This is a genomic window from Planktothricoides raciborskii GIHE-MW2 (assembly GCF_040564635.1).
Classification (GTDB): Bacteria; Cyanobacteriota; Cyanobacteriia; order Cyanobacteriales; family Laspinemataceae; genus Planktothricoides; species Planktothricoides raciborskii.
In genome coordinates, this window is record NZ_CP159837.1 from 124098 (window position 1) to 142639 (window position 18542).

The following is an 18542-nucleotide window of genomic DNA, read 5'->3' on the forward strand; positions in this document are numbered from 1 at the left end:
AAGTCTCTTGGGTCAACTGTTGTGTAGTTTGCTGAATAATTTCACCCAACTGTTTCTGATTAGAGAGCGGTGTAGCGAATTTTTAACGGAGATGATCGCGAAATCGTTTAGCCTTCTTGATTCACTACTAATTCATGCTCTGTAATCATTTTATTAAAATCAATCAATCCAAGGATTTTGTCTCGGTAGGGAGCCGTTCCCCGTAGATATTCATTATTGCCGGAATGTCCAGAAGTCGGTGCGGCCTTAATCTCATATGGCTGGAGGTAAATCACATCACAGACTTCATCAATCGTAATTCCCGCCACAATATCTTTCAGATGCACAACCATCGCTTTGGCTACGTCATTCACGCCGTCCCCAGAGAGGTTTAAAAACTGGCGAATATCTACTAAGGTGACAATTTCACCTCGCAGGTTCATATTACCCAGAATAAAATCTGCACAACAAGGAACTGGAGTGATTTGTCGGATCTCCGTAAACTCCCGGACTAAGTTGAGATCCAAGCCAAAGTATTCTCCATTTAACATCACCACGGCTAAAGACATTAAACCAGCAATATCTTGGCGATCGCTGGCTAAAATTAAATTAGCCGCCCGCTCCCGAAAAATCGCTCGTTCTTCCAGAGTGGCTTCGGGACAAAAATACTCATAACCATCAACCCGAGGATCGCCGCGATCGGGCAACTCGGTGCTTTTGTCCCGGGAAGCCCCTGACATTGTTTCAGCCCCAGGTATTGCTTTGGGGGCTTCGCGAAGCGCCCCGAAGCGATACTTTTTTTGGGGGTCCGAGGTTCCAGCAATAGGAGTCATCTCTGCTTCTGGGTCAAATCGATCCACCAACTCTGGATCTTCAGAACCACTTTGCCTCAGAGAAGGATTCTTTTTGCCTGGAAAGGGAATCAGGGGATTCACCACTTCAGAATACTCGATCAGATTTTGAGGATTGAGTAAGGTGACAATATCCGTATTGAGTTTGGCAAAACCCGCGACAAAATGGTGTGCTTCCGTGGTAATTTTGCGTCCGTAAGAAATTTGCGTCTGGATCAGGGCTGTTTCAATTTCTTTCACTTCTTCAACGGCGTTAACAATTATGCCCACACTGAAGCCTTGCCACTGGATCACAATCACGCTATCCGTAATCTGGTATTCCATCGAGCGATGGCCAAACCGCAACGCCAAATCCATCACGGGCAAAATATTTCCCCGCAAATTCAATACACCCACAATATCCCGTGGAGCCTCTTCAACCGGAGTCAACTCTGGCAAGAAGAAAATTTCTTGCACCACAGATGTTTCCAAACCATAACGATGTTGATTAAGTTTAAAGATTAAATAAGATTTATGTTCCATTGTAACAATTCTGAGTCATTGATTAAACCGGCTTGTAAAAGCTTCTGTTTAAATATATCATTATTGGAGGTATTTGAAAGCCAGTTATAGTAAAAATTCAGGGGGCGGAAGTTGGCCTGAATTATCCCCCAGTCAAGCCGGTTTTTCTCAAGACAAATTTGCCCAAAAATTTAACAAAAATTTAACAAAAATTTAACACTTAATCCAAGTATAATCGGCGGGTATATCAAGGATGTAATGGGCGTAAAAACCCTAGTTATTCCTCGCCTCTGCCCCCAGCTTAGGGGGCTTTCCCCGATTTTTACCGGACTGAGAGCCTCCTCTCAGCCCAAAGCATCACAAAGCATCAGACCATTAGCCGCGAAAAAACCTTAATCTACTAATAGTTTTTTCATATACTTTAATAAATCTTCGACTTTGATTTGATCATCTTCCCGGCCAATCCAGGTATTAATCGGCATTTTTTCTAACAAAAAAATTACATTAATTCTCATTTTCTTGGCTCTAGTAAAATCCCCTTCTTTTTCGTAAAGTTCTGCAATTTGCAAATAAGCATCAATTGAAGAAGGAAATAAATAGATAATTTTTCTTAAAATAGACTTAGCCGTATCCACATCTCCTTTTTCTTCCGCGATGCCTGCCATCAGATAATAAGGTTCAATCCAGTTATAGTTTAGTTTAATTGCCTGATGACAATATTTTTCGGCTTCTAGATAGTTCCCTAAATTGGCAAAAGTTTTCGCCAGCAGATAATAAGCTTCACAATTGTTCGGATCTACACTAATTATTTTTTTGGCGATTTTAATGACTTCAGAATATTGATGGGTTTTAAACAGTAAATTGAGTTCTTCCAGTTTGACATCCACGGATGTTTCCGCTGACGAGAGGCTGACCTCTGATTCTAAAGCCCCTAATTCCAAGGGTTCCGCAATGGGCGGCACGATACTCAAGGATAAAGAATCGTGAGGGCTGCCCGAAGCAATTGGCGTCATATTTGCATCCAGCTTGGGATTGATTAAATGATGTTTCAACCGAGAGTTGTGGGCTTTCGGGTGATGGGTGGGATGTAAGTAAGATGAAGATAACGAGTTAGAAAAATCAGCCGATCGCCCATTAGGGAGATCCACTGCGATCTGACCTTTGTGTGGCAGTTGTAGTTCTCCGGTATGTCCCGGATGGGTGTCTACAAAGTCTGACACTAAGGGTCGTTGATAAACCACCGATTCCGGAAAAACTTTCGTCGAAAACCCATCAAGTTGCTGACCATAAAGTTCTGCATGGGCAGTGAACAAATAGCCCCCCGGTCTTAAGGTCTGATAAAATTTTCTCAGCACATGGGCGATCGCCTCCGCTTCAAAATAGACAAAAACATTGCGGCAGACAATCAAATCTATATTAGCGATATCGGCGCTAAAATCTGGGAAATTATCCTTGACTAAATTACCATATTCAAACTTGACTAACTGCTTAATTGAATCTTTGATTTGCCAGCCACTTTTTCCCGGAATAAAATAAGAATTTTTTTTCTGCTCATCCACGGTGCGAAATGACCAAGAACCATATAGTCCTTTTTTGGCTTTTTTGATCGAATCGCTATTAATATCCGTGCCTACAATATGCAGATGCCAAAATTGCCAATCGGGAATTATTTCTGTGAGTAAAATCGCCAAAGAATAAGGTTCTTCACCCGTTGAGCAGCCCGCACTCCAGATTCGCAAGGTAGGCCGATCTTTTCCCTGTTGCTGCCAGACTTTTCTTTGCTCGGCAATTAATTCGGGCAAAATGATATTCTTTAACAATAAAAATTGACCAGAATCTCTAAAAAAATAACTTTCTCCAGTGGTCAACAGTTGCAGCAGTTCTTTCCATTCCTTTTGACCGCCCATTTCTGATGATAGCCCATTATCACCATTGTCCATCGCCGGTTTCAAAGGATAAGAAAAAGGAGAAGAAAGCTGTAATTGGATTCGATTTTGGTAAGTATCTTTGCTTAAAAGCTGATAATACTCTTCTAAAGAAGATAATTTTAAGGCGTTGACACGCACCAAAAGCTTTCTCTGTAAAGTGTGCCAATCTTGGGGGCGAATGAATAACCCCGTATTATGGGCAATGATTTTAACAAAATGCTCGATTAAAAATTGATTCATTAGAATAGTTTTTTAATGGCGTTTAATAAAGGTAAGCTTCTGGCTTTTTTATACCAACTCATCCAAAAAAAATTGTGCGACAGCGATCAAATTAAGAATTCAAATTAAGAATTCAAATTAAGAATTCAAATTAAGAATTCAAATTAAGAATTCAAATTAAGAATTCAAACTAAAAACCAAGAGTTAGGTATTCTATCAGAGGCAACATAGCGGCCATAATCTAGGATACTCAAACGACACCGCGCATCAGCCCTCTGAGGTTCGCACACCCCTTTGAGGTCTAATTGGCCTAATTATTTAGGCACTGCCTTGAGATCCTACCAAGGATTGCATTCAATGTTTCTCATTCCCGATCGCACTCTTTGACTATTTATAACAAAAAATGGCGATGTTTTAGCCAAGATGTTTTAGCCAAGATGTCTTAGCCAAGATGTCTTAGCCAAGATGTCTTAGCCAAGATGTCTTAGCCAAGATGTCTTAGCCAAGATGTCTTAGCCAAGATGTCTTAGCCAAGATGTTTTAGCCAAGATGTTTTAGCCAAGATGTTTTAGCCAAGATGTTGACGGCGATCTTCGAGACAATCGAGGGTAAGGTGCTGGGGATGTTTGAAGCCAGAGTATTTTAGCTGCTCCACTTGGGGAAACCCCAAGACCGCACAGGCTCCCCAAGTCAGCATACTTCTGACTGTTTTAGACCTAATTTTTCTTCTTGACTTGGCTACCATAAGGGAAGACTCAAAGCGAGGTAGAAAAATTAATCCATAGTTATTAGTCAGGTAATGGGCTGCTTTTTTATGCACTTCGTCAATTAAGTTTTGGATCTTTTCTCGAATCCGATTAGCCGCTTTTCTCATGGAACGGCGTCGTTTGGCATTCACTTTAGTCGAGCGACTAATTAAATCATATTCGTGTTGACATCATCGAGTAATTCGACCCATGTCGCCGTTGCCAATTTCAATGACTCGATCGCCGTCATACCCAGTCAAAAAAGTTCTGACCCCAGGGTCTAAGGCAATTATTTTCCTTGAAGATGTATGACTTTTAATTACAGGTTCAGGAAAAACAGCGAACCATTTACCACGCCGATAAGTCAATTGAGTGCCATAATCCCATTTATCTGGTATAGGTTCACTTGCCTTAAACTTAAGCGTATTTGTTAACCTGCTATACCATGTTCCTTTGGTGAAATTGTCATCATTGAATTTGATGGTCTGTCGGGGGTTACGGACACTTCGGAATCGGGCATCACGGCTCGCTTTATAGGCTTGATGTGCGTCAAAGATAGCATTTTGTCTGATATGGCAAGGCGTTTCTTTAACCCACTGAGGTAAATCCGATTGCATGACCAGATTTCGCAATTTTAGCTTACCAATCCGAGTCGTTGATTGACGCTGCATGGCGATCGCTTGGTTAAAACAATAACGGCAAGCCGCCCGCCATTTTTTCCAAATTTTTTCCAGTTCAGGACTGGGATAAATCCGGATCTTCTTTGATTGCAGACTTATATTTTGTAAGTCTGTAGAGTTGGCGACTGAAGATGTGAACAATGGCAAGGATGTCCTCAACCAATTCTCGTTCTGGGGATAAACTGTCTTGGTTGAGAACCAAGATTTTTGTGCCGTCAAGTTCACACAACCAGGAAATGAGATCAAACCCGAAACGGACAAGTCTGTCTCTGTGGGCAACCACAATAAATCCGACATCGCCTTGACGGACTCGCTCCAAAATGGCTCTAAGTCCTTTTCTTTTGAAATTAAGACCACTGGCGATATCAGTGACGAGCTCGGCGTTAGGGTAGAGTTCGAGTAATTTTGCAGCTTGGCGATCGAGGTCTGCTTTTTGTCCACGGCTTGAAACGCGGGCGTAAGCGATAATTGCCCGTTGCGTTCTCTCGTTTGAAATTCCCGTGTAAGACGCAATATCATATCGCCTCTGCCCTGATGGTGTTCTTATGGCTTGAATCTTGCCGTCTCTTTCCCATCTTCTTAGGGTATGTAAGCATACACCAAAGTATTGAGAGGTTTCACTTGGTGATGTATATTTCGGCATTTAGCTCGCTTGTTGTGTACTCGTCTAGCTTAACGCAATTGTTCAGCTTTGTCAATCGTTGTTCAGTGAATTGGCGCGCCAGGAAGAGACTCTATGATTGATCCTGCATCCGGGCTTTAGGCGATTGCTGGGGAACCGACGGGCAAGTTTTCTGTCGAACTTTGTTGCAAGTATTTTTTAACAATTTCCAGAACTTGATGGAGGTCGGGTGGTTTGGATAAAAAGTCCGACGCCCCATTCAATTTAGCTTTGGTTCGATCCATTAATCCATTTTGGCTGGTTAGAATAATAATCGGCGTGTCCCTAAACAAAGAACTCTGCCGTAAAACAGCTACATACATTATAACCGCTGGTTTGCGGCATGACCACATCTAGAAAAATCAAATCCGGTTTTTCTTCGGCCAGCTTGGCAAATCCCTGCATTGGGTTATTAATTTTTAGGACTCTAAACCCGGCGGGTTGCAAAATTTGCTCCAATCTTTCGGCAGTTATCGGGCTATCATCAATACAGGCAATTAAAGGTTTTTTCCTGGGTAGTTTTAAGGCTGAACGCACCAATAAGAATTGTTCTATAGGAGAGGGAATATCGGCGGGAGTCGTCAGGGATATTTTACCAGCTTTAATGAAATAATCTAGGGCTGGAGACAGGGTTTAAATTTCTGACTAAAGTTGGTTAAACTTACTCGTTTTTTTTGCTATCATAAGGTTATGAGTAAGTTTAGTATTTACGAAGCAGCAAAAATTATGCAGAGTATCACCATCTACATTAAGACGTTGGGAATCAGAAGGGAAATTAATCCCTGAGCGTAGAGGGTCTGGTCATCGGAGACACTCTATGTCTCAATTACTGGCTGTTGAATCTCATAGAGCCTATACAATCGGTTATGCACGAGTCAGTAGTCACGACCAGAAACAAGACCTAGAACGTCAAAAGGAAATTATTGAATTGTTCTGCGCTCAAAATGGCTGGGAGCATGAAATTATCCAAGATTAACAACTTACTTAGCCAAGAATCACGGTGAAGTCAAAATCGAAGACTTAAATGTGTCAGGGATGCTAAAAAATCACAAGCTGGCTGGTGCTATTGCTGATGGTGGGTTTTATGAGTTTCGTCGTCAGCTTGAGTATAAATGCGAGTGGTATGGGAGCAAATTAACGCTGATTGACCCCTGGTATCCCAGTTCACAGATATGTTGCAATTGCGGACACCGACAAAAAATGCCACTAGATCAAAGACAGTATGATTGTCCGAACTTTCACATCTCACTCTTATCGTGACTTAAATGCGGCAATTAAATTAATTTAGAAAACGCGGATAGTTCAGCCGTGTAAGCAAGCGTGATGGAAAGGCATCAGTATAGACACCGGACAAAGCCCAAACGTTACGACAAGCGATGTTAACGATGAAAAATCAAAATCCCAATCCTTATTTTTGGGCGGCATTTGCTTTAATGGGTCAAGCAGAATAATATCTCCCCAATCCCAGGTAGGTTTTCTTTTACTACTATCAACATAGAGGTAGCAACCCGCCCTCCCTGGCAGATAGGTAAAAAAAATGTAAAATTTTAATAAATTTAATAACAATTTTTTAATAATATTGCCGCTCGCCAAAAACGAGGTTAAATTGATACTAATACCTGAAGTATCTACCCCAGTACCATGAACCCACGTCTAGGATTAATCGCTTTATTCACTTTATTAACCAGTTTAACCCTAACAATTCCCTCTCCACTCCTATTGGGGAAAAAATTTGAGATGGGTAATGGAGTATTCGCCCAAACAGTTACAGAACGAAAAGCCGAAGCAGACCGATTATTAAATCAGGGAAGACAACAATATACAACTAGCCAATACCAAGCCGCAATTCAGTCTTTAGAAACTGCATTAAACATTTTCCGTGAAATCGGCGATCGCAATGAAGAAGGAAATGCTCTCATAGGTTTGGGTAATGCTTACAATAGCTTAGGACAATATCAAAAAGCAGCAGAAGAGTTTTATCAACAGTCTTTAACTATTAAACGTGAAATCGGCGATCGCAATGGAGAAGGAAATGCTCTCATAGGTTTGGGTCTTGCTTACAGTGACTTAGGACAATATCAAAAAGCAATTGAGTTTTATCAACAGTCTTTAACCATTGCCCGTGAAATCGGCGATCGCAATGGAGAAGGAACTGCTCTCTATAATTTGGGTCTTGCTTTGTTTAAATTGAAGAATTTTCCTGAACATGAAAAATATCTGTTTTCTAGTCTCGAAGTTAAGGAATCTCTGCGACAAGGAATTCAAGACGACCTCGATAAAGTATCTCTTTCCGACACTCAACGCAATTCCTATAATCTGCTTCAACAAGTTTTAATTGCTCAAAATAAAACTGAGCCAGCTTTAGAAGTTTCTGAACGAGGTCGGGGGAGAGCGTTAGTCTAGTTATTAACTCAACGATTCAACCCCAATTCAGAACCCTTTTCTCCGGTTGTTTCTTTAGCCCAACTCTAAGCAATTGCTCGACAACAAAATGCAACAATTGTTCAATATTCTAGGATTTCCGATGAATTTTCACGTAAACAACAAAACCTAGAATCAGAATTATATATTTGGGTAATTAAGCCCACAGGAGAAGTTGAGTTTAGACAAGCCGATCTTAAACCCCTTTGGCAAGAACAAAACACCTCTCTAGGTCATCTCATTTTCGCAGCGCGTTGCTTTGGTAATGATGCCTGTAGAAGTGATTTTATTACCGCTTCACCTAGTTCTAATGTAACTCGTTCTAATTTGACAAGCAGTCCTCTATTTAATTCCCAAGCTTATGCTCTAAGAGAAGCACAGAATATCGATATTAATCCGCATCAATATCGAGAGTTAAAAAAACTCCATAAACTGTTAATTAAACCCATTGAAGATTTATTACCGACTAACCCAGATGAACGAGTGATTTTTGTTCCCACAGATGCTTTATTTTATCTACCTTTTGCTGCTTTGGTAGATGAAGAAGGAAAATTCTTAATTGAAAAACATACAATTTTAATGTCTCCTGCCATTACTGTGTTAGAAACAAGTCACAAAAAACGGCAAAATTTATCTTCTTCTGCCCAAGATATTGTGATTGTGGGTAATCCGCAAATGCCGAAACTTGCACCGAGTCCAGGGGAAGAACCTAAACCGTTAGCCCCCCTTCACTATGCTGAAAAAGAAGCGATTGAGATTGCTAAAATGTTCAATACTTCGGCTTTAATTGGAGCCAATGCAACAGAATCAACGGTAGTTGAACGCTTGAAAACTGCTCGAATTATTCATTTTGCTACTCACGGATTTGTTGATAATATTCAACCTTTAAATAGTGGCGTAGCGTTAACTCCTGGGGGTTCGGAGGATGGATTATTAACGGCGGATGAAATTTTTGACTTAAAATTAAATGCAGAATTAGTGGTTTTAAGTGCCTGTGACACTGGACTTGGACAGTTAACCGGGGATGGGATGATTGGGTTATCTCGTTCGTTTTTGAATGCAGGAGTTCCGAGTTTAGTGATGTCGTTATGGGCTGTAGATGATCGAACAACCTCTCAATTGATGGTACAATTTTATCAGAACTTACAGACGACACCCAACAAAGCCCAAGCGTTACGACAAGCGATGTTAACGATGAAAAATCAATATCCTGATCCTTATTATTGGGCGGCGTTTACTTTAATAGGTGAAGCAGAATAGCAGAGAATGAAGATCGGTAAAGGGGGTAGATAAATCCCCGGGGGTTAAAACCCCTTTAACCGACTGTAGGGGTCAACGGCCGTTGACCCCTACGGGGATTTTAATCCCCGCAATCGTCGGTTAATTGCGGGGGTACATAAATCCCCGGGGGTTAAAACCCCTTTAACCGACTGTAGGGGTCAACGGCCGTTGACCCCTACGGGGATTTTAATCCCCGCAATCGTCGGTTAATTGCGGGGGTACATAAATCCCCGGGGGTTAAAACCCCTTTAACCGCCTGTAGGGGTCAACGGCCGTTGACCCCTACGGGGATTTTAATCCCCGCAATCGTCGGTTAATTGCGGGGGTACATAAATCCCCGGGGGTTAAAACCCCTTTAACCGCCTGTAGGGGTCAACGGCCGTTGACCCCTACGGGGATTTTAATCCCCGCAATCGTCGGTTAATTGCGGGGGTACATAAATCCCCGGGGGTTAAAACCCCCGGCTAATAGCGCAAGTCGGTTAAAACCGACTCTGGATTATTTTGAAATTGGTAATATTATTTACAAAAATTCATACAACAGTAGGGGAGCAATGCTTGCGCCCAAATAGACCAGTACATAAATCGCCGGGGGTTAAAACCCCCGGCTAATAGCGCAAGTCGGTTAAAACCGACTCTGGATTATTTTGAAATTGGTAATATTATTTACAAAAATTCATACAACAGTAGGGGAGCAATGCTTGCGCCCAAATAGACCTGGGGTTAAAACCCCCGGCTAATAGCGCAAGTCGGTTAAAACCGACTCTGGATTATTTTGAAATTGGTAATATTTTTGAAATTGGTAATATTATTTACAAAAATTCATACAACAGTAGGGGAGCAATGCTTGCGCCCAAATAGACCTGGGAATTGTATAGTTTCTAAAATTGGTATTAATTATGTTCACCTACTTAACAAGTTTAACCGTAACAATTCCCTTTCCATTAGTATTGGGGAAAAAATTTGAGATGGGCGATCTCGGGTATTCGCCCAAACTGTTACAGAACGAACAGCAGAAGTCGCCCGGTAAGCTTTCGCTATGCCGCTAGGCTATATGCGTGAGCCTGTACAGACGGTCATGGCCCGCGCATTCGGATCAAGAGTTTTCTGTTTACTCCATACAGGAAGTGATTGTCTGAGGAAAAAGTCCACGATTGACAATTGACAATGGATAATTGACAACTATTTATTATCAACCATAGAATCCCTACCTATCAACCATAGAATCCCTAACCATTAACTATCGATTATTAACTATTAATTATCGACTATCAAGCATCAATTTCCTCTATTATCCATTATCCATTAAAGTTTAGTTGGACATTGCGTCCCTGCCTTGTGGGTTTTTTGTTGCCCAGGTGACAGGGCGATCGCGGTAGAGTTGCGGAGCAATATCGCGATAGCAGTGCGGAGCACTTTCGCCTAATTCCGACAATTCACACAAATTCACTCTTAATTATCAGTCACACCACAAATTTGCTATGAGCAAGATTAATACTTTAAGGAATAAACTGTACTTAGGATTTTTTATTATCCCAGCAGTGATTCTCTCAACAGTCAGTGGTTACTCGTTATATTCATTTTACCGCATGGATCGACAAGTGGGAAAAATTTTTGACGATCATGTAGTTACTTTAAGAGAAGTGAATGCTTTACTGGATCATTATGCTGTGGTGATTGTTGATGCCACCAATAAAGCTAGGGTGGGGATTATTACAACTGATGAAGCTTTAAATTTAATTTCTCGATCTCAGACAGAAATTCGGCAAAGCTTAGATAGATATTCATTGACAGAACAAACTGAGGAAGAACAATCGATTATGCAGAAATTATATGGTTTATTTATCAAAGCAGATCGAGAAATTGAAAGAGAAAAAATATTATTAAAAGCAGGAAATATTGCTCAATTAAACCAAGGTCAAAATGCCATGTATTTAGCCATTGATCCGATTAGCAATTATTTAAGAAAACTTAGAGACTTGCAACTGGAAAATGCCGCTAAAGAACGGGAAAAAGCTCAACATATTTTTTCCCAAACCCTCTGGATTTTTGGGTTTTTAGTCTTTTTAACTGTAGTCGGTGCTTCGCCTTTTGGCTATCTGATTAGTCAAGCGATTATCGGTAAACTGAAAAATACGGTGAGTGATATTAGTGAGAGTGCGAGGCGGATTTTGATCGCGAGTGAAGAACAAGAGCGGATTGCTTCTAGCCAAGCTAGTTCGGTGAATGAAACAACTACTACAATGGATGAACTTAAAGCTTCTTCTCAGAAATCAGCAGAGCAAGCGGAAGCGGCACTGAATGGAGCAAGACAAGTGTTATTATTAGTTAGAGGAAATGAACAAAAATCAGAAGATGAAGCATGGCATAACAACTACAATTCTAGCTTAAGTGAAAAAGTTGCAGAAATTGCCGATCAAATTAAAAATCTTAATAACCAAGTACAGCAAATTAATACCATTGCTGTACTGGTGAGTAGTTTAGCCGACCAAACCAATATGCTGGCTATTAATGCGGCAGTAGAAGCGGTGCGGGCTGGGGAGCAAGGGAAAGGATTTGGGGTGGTGGCGACAGAAATTCGTAAACTGGCCGATCGCAGCCGAGAATCAGCGGTGCAAATTAATCATTTGGTTCGGGATATTCAAACGGCTACGGTAGCCACGGTTTCTGCCACGCAAGAAGGCAAAACAACAGCCTCCATAATTGTTGATGCGGTCAATAATATTGTGTTAAATTCACAAAAAATCTCTCTGACTGCACAGCAACAAGCAACGGCCATTCAACAAGTGGTTGGGGCGATGAATATTTTAAACAGCAGCGCCCAACAAACGGCGATCGGGATTGCCGAAACCAAAAACAGTACCGAGCAACTAAAATCCGCTGCGGAAAATTTGGATATTATGCTTTAACGGTGAACCTGTTCAACCGGGCTGTAGCAACGGTAAGTTAAGTCAGGGGAGACGGGGTAAACCCTGCCGTTGATATGGTGATTTTATACCTGCTCAGAAGGTGCGAATAATTCAGGGAGTAGATATAATTGATTTCAAGGAATCATTTCAAGCCATTTGTAGGGTGGGCAAATTTTGCCCACTTTACTGACTACTACTGATTACTATATTGATAATCGTTGATGATTAATTTATAAAAATTTTGCCCAATCCGTTGAAGGACACAAACCGATGATGATAGAAGATGATGAACTCCGCACTACCTTTCAGTTTGCCAGTGAAGAACATTTGCAGAAATTAGATGAAGGGTTGTTATATTTAGAAAAACATCCCGAAGACCAGGAAAAGCTGGCAGAAATGATGCGAGAAGCTCATAGTCTAAAAGGGGATGCCGGGATGTTGGGGGTGAAAGATGTGGCAACTTTAGCCCACCAATGGGAGCATTTGTTGGGGACATTAAAGGATGGCGAAGCTTCTTTGCGCGAGGGGATTTACGATCGCCTCTATTCTGGTTTAGACGCTATTCGTAAATTAGTGCAGGAAGCGATTACTGGAGAACCGAGTGGAGTTAATACCTTTTATGCCTTGGCTGAATTAATGGGAGCGAAATCTCACTCGGAATCCCCAGAAAGCCGCGCTAACCTGGAAGCATCATCGTCGGTGCCATCATCTGTCCCACCATCTGTCAGTGATGAAGTACCACCACCAGCCCCAATCCCATCAGAAACGTCGCCTGTCAGCCCGGAAGTACCAGAAATTATTCCCCCACCTGTGAGCCTTGAACCCGGAAGTACCAGTTCTCTGCTGATTGATGATGAAGAACTGCGGATGACTTTCAAATTTGCCAGTGAAGATCATCTACAAAAGTTAGATGAAGGTTTGCTGTATTTAGAGACCCATCCCCAAAACCAGGAAAAATTGGCGGAAATGCTCCGAGAAGCCCATAGTCTCAAAGGGGATGCGGGGATGTTGGGGGTGAAAGATGTGGCGACTTTAGCCCATGAATGGGAGCATTTGTTAGGCAGTTTAAAGGAAGAAACGACTTTCCTAACCGGGGAATTGTGCGATCGCCTCTATTTCGGCTTAAACGCCATCCGTCAACTGGTGCATGAAGCAATTACCGGGGAACCCAGTGGGATTAATGTGCCGGATGTCCTCGCTCAGTTAACCGCTCAAGTGGCAACGGGCAACGGGCAAGTGGCAACGGGCAACAGGCAAGTGGCAGAGGAGATGAGGAGCAGAGGAGATGAGGAGCTTTCCCTCCCCGGCTCCCCTGCACCACCGCTCCCCGGCTTCTCCGGCTCCCCGGCAGCCGATGGCGGCGATGGCGGTTCCCCCGTTCCCAGTTCCCTGGACAACAACATTGCCGACTCATCATATGAGAGGAAAACCTCGGACTTAGAACCCTTCACCAGCACACAGTCGAGCACATCGAGCAGAACCGGGGCTTATCGGATTGAGTCCATTCGGGTGGAAACGCGAAATCTGGATGAACTGATGACTCAAGCGGGTGAATTGACCGTGACCAAGAGTCGGATTAACCATCGACTCGCGGAAGTAGAAGAAATTGTCAGCCTGTGGGAAGAGTGGAACCGCGATGTCTTTGTCAATCGCTTCTGTATTGATGAAGTAGTCAAAGGCAATCGTAATGGGTCTGTGGAGCAGTTAAAAAACTTTCATCATCGCACAGAAGACCGTCTGCAAAAGTTCGGTGAGTTGATTAGCAGTCTAAGAAGTTCTATTTATGAAGATACGGCGCGATTGGATCTGATCGTAGATGAGCTAGAAGAAGGAATTCGGACTTTGCGGCTGTTACCAATGTCCACGATAGTGAATTTATTCCCCCGCATGGTAAGGGAACTAGCTAAAGAGTACGGTAAACAAGTAAACCTGATTTTAGAAGGAGCCGAAACCAGAGCCGATAAGCTGATTCTAGAAGAAATGAAAGACCCCTTGATTCATATTATTCGGAATGCGGTGGATCATGGGATTGAAACCCCAAAAGAACGGATACAGCAGGGCAAACCGGAGACGGCAACGATTCGGATTAAATGCTACCAAACCACTAACAATATTATTATTGAAGTGAGTGATGATGGTCAGGGATTGGATCTTGAAAAAATTAAGCAAACAGCCCTGAAACGCGGCATTTGTCGTCCTGATGAACTGGCGAATATGACCACCAATCAGATTCAAGCATTAATTTTTGCCCCCGGTTTTTCTACCCGCACCTTTGTCACGGAAGTTTCCGGCAGAGGTGTGGGTTTGGATGTGGTGCGGACGAATGTAGAACGACTCAAAGGCGCGATCGCGGTTCACTCCACTCCGGGCAAAGGTTGCACCTTACGACTCCAATTAGGCACCACCTTAGCCACCGCCCATGTTTTGTTGGTGCAGGTGGATCAACTGGTCTATGCTTTGCCCGTCGAAGCCGTTCAAATGGCCAAGTTTATCTCCAAAGATGAGATTTTTTCTTTGGAAGGGCGGAAAACCATGATTATAGAAGGGCAACCTATTTCCGTGGCCAGATTGAGCGATTTACTGCCGATTAATTCAAAGATTCCAGAACATCTGCGAATCAGTCGGAATCATACTAGGTTTGAGACAAAAAGTCATCAAGAAGACAACACCAATTCTCAGGAGCATAAAATACCTTGTATTATTCTACAAATCGGCGAAGAACGATTAGGATTATTAGTAGATGCCCTGATCGATGAGCAAGATGTAGTCCTGAAACCTCAAAGTAAACTGCTCAAGCGAGTCCGCAATATTTCCGGTGCGACAATATTAGGTACTGGGGAAGTTTGTATGGTACTAAACCCCCAAGACTTGATCAAATCTGTCCGCCAACAAGCTATTATTATTAGCGATGCTCAACCTCTGGAAGAGAAAATTACCGAACAACGCAAAAAGGTCATTTTGTTGGTAGAAGATTCTATCGCTACCCGCACCCAAGAAAAGCGGATTCTCCAAAGTGCTGGCTATGAAGTGGTGACAGCAGTGGATGGTTTGGATGGTTGGAATAAGCTGAAAACTCGTCAATTTGATGCGGTGGTTTCCGATATTCAAATGCCTAATCTTGATGGGCTAGGACTCACAACAAAAATTCGTCAACATAAAGAATATAGTGAGTTGCCGATTATTTTGGTGACATCTCTGGCCAAAGATGATGATAAGCGACGCGGGGCAGAAGCGGGGGCAAATGCCTATATTACTAAGAGTAGTTTTAATCAACAAATGCTCTTAGAAACTATCGAAAGATTAATTTAAGCAACCTAAAAACCGGGTTTCTTGCCGAAACCCGGTTTTGGCGATGATAGGCGATGATAATTTATTTTTGTTTTGGTGTTATGGTTGGTGTACATTGGTTGGTAAACATGGTTGGTAAACTTTGCCCTCTAAAATTTTGCACATTTGGCGCGTTCGCGATAGCGGTGCGGAGCGCGATCGCGATAGGAATTTTTTTCAGAATTATTTGTCTGGGTAGGCGAGAGTTTTGGTACGATGAAGTGCTATCTTTACTTTTGAGTAATGGCCAAAAAATTGCCTACCAAACCCCAGGAGATTTGCCGGTAAAATTGGCAGACTATTCTGCTTTGTTAAGCTTACCTCGTACCTCTGGGGTGAGCGACTTTCTGACTAATTTGGTGAATTTACTCAAAGGAATTGCCGGAGGTGAACCTCATCCCCCACTATTTTATCTGAGTCAACATTTTTGGCTGTATCTGTTTGGCAATAGCGAGGCAGGAATGCGGAGTTTGGGGGTGGTTCTCAGTATTGCCGCGATCGCTGCTGCCTATTTTTTGGGCAAACTACTTTTGGGACATCGTGGCGGACTTTTACTCGCCGCTTTATTGGCCATAAATCCATTTTATCTGTTTCATTCCCTAAATTTGCGAATGTATGGCCCCCTAGTTCTTTGGGTGACATTGACTACCTTATCTCTGCTACAACTGATTCGCCTAGAAATAAATGCCCCAGAAATAAATTCCCCAGAAATAAATTCCCCAGAAATAAATTCCCCAGAAATAAATTCCCCAGAAATAAATTCCCCAGAAATAAATTCCCCAGAAATAAATGCCCTAGAAATTAATTCATCTAAACTCCTGTGGACATTATTACTAATCGGTTCCGTAACTGCGGGTTGTCTCACTTTTTACTTATTTGCCTATTGGATGATTACCCTGGGAGTCGTGGTACTTTTTTTAGATCGGCAACATTGGTGGCAACATGGATTACGGTTAATCGCCGGAGTTTTACTCACAATTCCTTGGGCACTTTGGGGCACCTTGCAGCAACTTAGAAATGCTGATTTTGGCCGATTTAATGCCAGTAATGGATTTTTCGCGAGTATGCTGCAACATTTACAAGATTTAGCCAGCACTCTGGGGATTCATTTACTAATCGGCGATTGGGCTACTAGCCTACCGAATTCTATGCAGGCGATCGCGGGTTTTCTGGTTATGGGATTACTCACCGCAGGGATAATCTATGGGTGGCAGAATCCTCATAAACCGGGTTTCTTGAAGAAACCCGGTTTCTCGGAATCATTCATCAAGTCTCCGCGCCGTCTCCTGATATTAGGCTTTTTATTGAGTCTTTTTCCCCTATTAATAGCCTTAGCAGTGGATATAATCACCGGCAAATTTACCCTAGGCTTTGGGTGGGGCAGAAGCATGATTTTTATTCTTCCGGGCTGCTTACTATTACTCACTATTTTAATCATGCAATTAATCAGGGTATCAAACAAAATATCCGCTTCTACCCCTGAATCCCCTCAGCCGCGCCCATTAAATCCCCGTTGGCCTCAAATATTCGCCGTAATTCTTCTCTTATTATATTTAGGAATTAACGTGGGAGATTTTACCCTTCGACCCCGCTGGATGTTTCATCAAATTGCCGATATTCTTCAGGGCGAACCGAATAGTCCCACCTTAATTGCCATGAACTCAAAAGCCTGGGGTCATGTCATGCGGTTAGCGTATTATATTCCCGCAAACTTGCCGGTCATGCTATTAGCGGAACCCGCCCCAGAATTAGCGATATCCTTAGAAAAAAGCTTAGAAAAAAGCCAGGAAAAAACCTCTAGTCAATATCAGCGAATTATCTGGATAGATAGTCATACCCCCATTTGGTCAAATCCAACCACAGAAACCGAAAAAGAAGCTATCACAAAAGTTTTAGAATCTCAATTTCAATTAGAAAAAACTTGGCAAGTTTCTGGCACCATGAATAGTGATGAATTTACGCTCAAACTTTATCATCTATCTGCTCAATTGATAATTAATAATTGATAATTATTAATTATCAATTATTAATTATCAATTATTAATTATCAGAGCAACTATCGATCGCTCATATTTGCTAAACGCAAATACAGTTGAGGATCTTCTGCCACCCAACCGAGATCGGAATTTGATCGCACCTCAAAATGCAAATGGGGTTCGTGAACATCCGGGCTTCCCGTGGTGCCTACAGTGCCAATTTGTTGTCCCTTTTTCACCTGTTGACCTGGTTGCACCGACATTAACTCCAAATGGGCATAACGAGTTTGCTTACCGCTGGCATGGTTAATCACCACCAAATTGCCATAAGCCCCACGGGAGTCAGCAAAAGCCACCACCCCATCCCCCACAGTCAACACGGGAGTACCCACTGCTGCTTGGAGGTCAACGCCACTGTGAAAAGCCACTTCACTGCTGGTCGGTCGTAAGCGCCAGCCATAGCCCAGTAATTCTACTGACTGCCCTGGTAAGGGGAAACCGCCCAAAACTCCTTGTCGCACTACTTGACTAGCAGATGCTGCGGAATTAATCGGCGACCAATTGACTCCAGGAACAAATACCACTCGCGGGTTAGCTTGACAACCATTCACCTCAAACAAAACATCGGGCCGCAAGTTATACTTTTGGGCTACGTCTTGCCAAGTTTCACCTGCCGGAACCTCGACGCGGATGCCGTTGTAGGGGGGAATCAAAATCTCTGCACCGACCGGCGCATTCCCTTGCTGTAATATGGGATTCATTCCCATCAGGGTGGCAGGAATCAGATTATATTCTGCGGCAATAGTTTCCAGGGTTTCACCGGCAGCAATGCGATGCTTTTGCAGCCGGGATAAGGCCGGTAACGGACAACCTGATTCCTGTGAAATTTGCCGATTTTCTGTTTGGGCAATTTGATTGGCCGTGGCATTTAACCCGGGCATAAGTAAATATATAACTGTAGAGAGCAAACACAGCCTCAACGGTGAATTCATATTAATAATAGATGTGAGAAATTTCTAAGTTATTAGTTATTAGTTATTGGTTATTTAACAAACAACTTGCCA

At 42.5% G+C, this 18542-nt stretch carries 14 protein-coding genes and 2 pseudogenes; 8 read left to right on the forward strand and 8 right to left on the reverse strand.

Features of this window, described 5'->3' with window-relative positions:
* Positions 1 to 107: 107 nt before the first annotated feature.
* The 7 genes from ABWT76_RS00420 to ABWT76_RS00450 form a co-directional block, all read right to left on the reverse strand.
* Positions 108 to 1352: a chemotaxis protein CheW gene (locus ABWT76_RS00420; protein WP_054469753.1), complete on the reverse strand. Its 1245-nt coding sequence runs from the start codon at positions 1350 to 1352 to the stop codon at positions 108 to 110.
* Between the two features lie 371 nt (positions 1353 to 1723).
* Positions 1724 to 3499: a protein-glutamate O-methyltransferase CheR gene (locus tag ABWT76_RS00425; RefSeq protein ID WP_054469754.1), complete on the reverse strand. Its 1776-nt coding sequence runs from the start codon at positions 3497 to 3499 to the stop codon at positions 1724 to 1726.
* A 547-nt stretch (positions 3500 to 4046) separates the two neighbouring features.
* A complete protein-coding gene (locus ABWT76_RS00430) occupies positions 4047 to 4376 on the reverse strand; it encodes a hypothetical protein (RefSeq protein ID WP_197285417.1) in 330 nt (109 codons plus the stop codon).
* A 39-nt stretch (positions 4377 to 4415) separates the two neighbouring features.
* Positions 4416 to 5045, reverse strand: coding sequence for a transposase (locus tag ABWT76_RS00435; protein ID WP_354635469.1), 630 nt, complete (start codon positions 5043 to 5045; stop codon positions 4416 to 4418).
* Positions 4960 to 5547, reverse strand: coding sequence for an IS607 family transposase (locus ABWT76_RS00440; RefSeq protein WP_054469755.1), 588 nt, complete (start codon positions 5545 to 5547; stop codon positions 4960 to 4962). The genes ABWT76_RS00435 and ABWT76_RS00440 overlap by 86 nt, the downstream gene beginning before the upstream one ends.
* A 116-nt stretch (positions 5548 to 5663) precedes the next feature.
* Positions 5664 to 5810, reverse strand: coding sequence for a hypothetical protein (locus ABWT76_RS00445; protein ID WP_354635470.1), 147 nt, complete (start codon positions 5808 to 5810; stop codon positions 5664 to 5666).
* 40 nt (positions 5811 to 5850) lie between these two features.
* Positions 5851 to 6102: a PleD family two-component system response regulator gene (locus ABWT76_RS00450; RefSeq protein ID WP_054469757.1), complete on the reverse strand. Its 252-nt coding sequence runs from the start codon at positions 6100 to 6102 to the stop codon at positions 5851 to 5853.
* Between the two features lie 241 nt (positions 6103 to 6343).
* Between ABWT76_RS00450 and ABWT76_RS00455 the strand changes: the two genes are divergently transcribed.
* The 8 genes and pseudogenes from ABWT76_RS00455 (at position 6344) to ABWT76_RS00490 (ending at position 17508) form a co-directional block, all read left to right on the forward strand.
* Positions 6344 to 6541, forward strand: a complete 198-nt coding sequence (locus tag ABWT76_RS00455) for a recombinase family protein (RefSeq protein ID WP_354636453.1) — start codon at positions 6344 to 6346, stop codon at positions 6539 to 6541.
* A pseudogene (locus tag ABWT76_RS00460) lies at positions 6535 to 6853 on the forward strand (RNA-guided endonuclease InsQ/TnpB family protein); the annotation flags it as partial. The gene ABWT76_RS00455 and the pseudogene ABWT76_RS00460, both read left to right, overlap by 7 nt.
* Positions 6854 to 6926: 73 nt before the next feature.
* Positions 6927 to 7016 (forward strand): annotated as a pseudogene (locus tag ABWT76_RS00465) (CHAT domain-containing protein); the annotation flags it as partial.
* Positions 7017 to 7206: 190 nt separating this feature from the next.
* Positions 7207 to 7968, forward strand: coding sequence for a tetratricopeptide repeat protein (locus tag ABWT76_RS00470; RefSeq protein ID WP_354635471.1), 762 nt, complete (start codon positions 7207 to 7209; stop codon positions 7966 to 7968).
* Between the two features lie 345 nt (positions 7969 to 8313).
* Positions 8314 to 9246, forward strand: a complete 933-nt coding sequence (locus ABWT76_RS00475) for a CHAT domain-containing protein (RefSeq protein ID WP_354635472.1) — start codon at positions 8314 to 8316, stop codon at positions 9244 to 9246.
* A 1501-nt stretch (positions 9247 to 10747) separates the two neighbouring features.
* Entirely contained in the window at positions 10748 to 12175 is a 1428-nt protein-coding gene (locus ABWT76_RS00480; protein ID WP_190879017.1) for a methyl-accepting chemotaxis protein, read from the forward strand.
* A gap of 273 nt (positions 12176 to 12448) precedes the next feature.
* Positions 12449 to 15484: a hybrid sensor histidine kinase/response regulator gene (locus ABWT76_RS00485; protein WP_231636854.1), complete on the forward strand. Its 3036-nt coding sequence runs from the start codon at positions 12449 to 12451 to the stop codon at positions 15482 to 15484.
* A 239-nt stretch (positions 15485 to 15723) separates the two neighbouring features.
* Entirely contained in the window at positions 15724 to 17508 is a 1785-nt protein-coding gene (locus ABWT76_RS00490; RefSeq protein WP_354635473.1) for a glycosyltransferase family 39 protein, read from the forward strand.
* Between the two features lie 50 nt (positions 17509 to 17558).
* On the opposite strand, the gene ABWT76_RS00495 is transcribed toward ABWT76_RS00490, so the two are convergent.
* The gene (locus ABWT76_RS00495) at positions 17559 to 18419 is read right to left on the reverse strand and encodes a M23 family metallopeptidase (protein WP_197285340.1); all 861 of its coding nucleotides are present in this window, start codon (positions 18417 to 18419) and stop codon (positions 17559 to 17561) included.
* Positions 18420 to 18542 lie beyond the last annotated feature (123 nt).

Coding starts and splice junctions, on each gene's coding strand:
- ABWT76_RS00420 (WP_054469753.1), bottom strand. CDS start 1,352: ATGGAACATAAATCTTATTTAATCTTTAAACTTAATCAACATCGTTAT.
- ABWT76_RS00425 (WP_054469754.1), bottom strand. CDS start 3,499: ATGAATCAATTTTTAATCGAGCATTTTGTTAAAATCATTGCCCATAAT.
- ABWT76_RS00440 (WP_054469755.1), bottom strand. CDS start 5,547: ATGCCGAAATATACATCACCAAGTGAAACCTCTCAATACTTTGGTGTA.
- ABWT76_RS00445 (WP_354635470.1), bottom strand. CDS start 5,810: ATGGATCGAACCAAAGCTAAATTGAATGGGGCGTCGGACTTTTTATCC.
- ABWT76_RS00470 (WP_354635471.1), top strand. CDS start 7,207: ATGAACCCACGTCTAGGATTAATCGCTTTATTCACTTTATTAACCAGT.
- ABWT76_RS00480 (WP_190879017.1), top strand. CDS start 10,748: ATGAGCAAGATTAATACTTTAAGGAATAAACTGTACTTAGGATTTTTT.
- ABWT76_RS00485 (WP_231636854.1), top strand. CDS start 12,449: ATGATAGAAGATGATGAACTCCGCACTACCTTTCAGTTTGCCAGTGAA.
- ABWT76_RS00495 (WP_197285340.1), bottom strand. CDS start 18,419: ATGCCCGGGTTAAATGCCACGGCCAATCAAATTGCCCAAACAGAAAAT.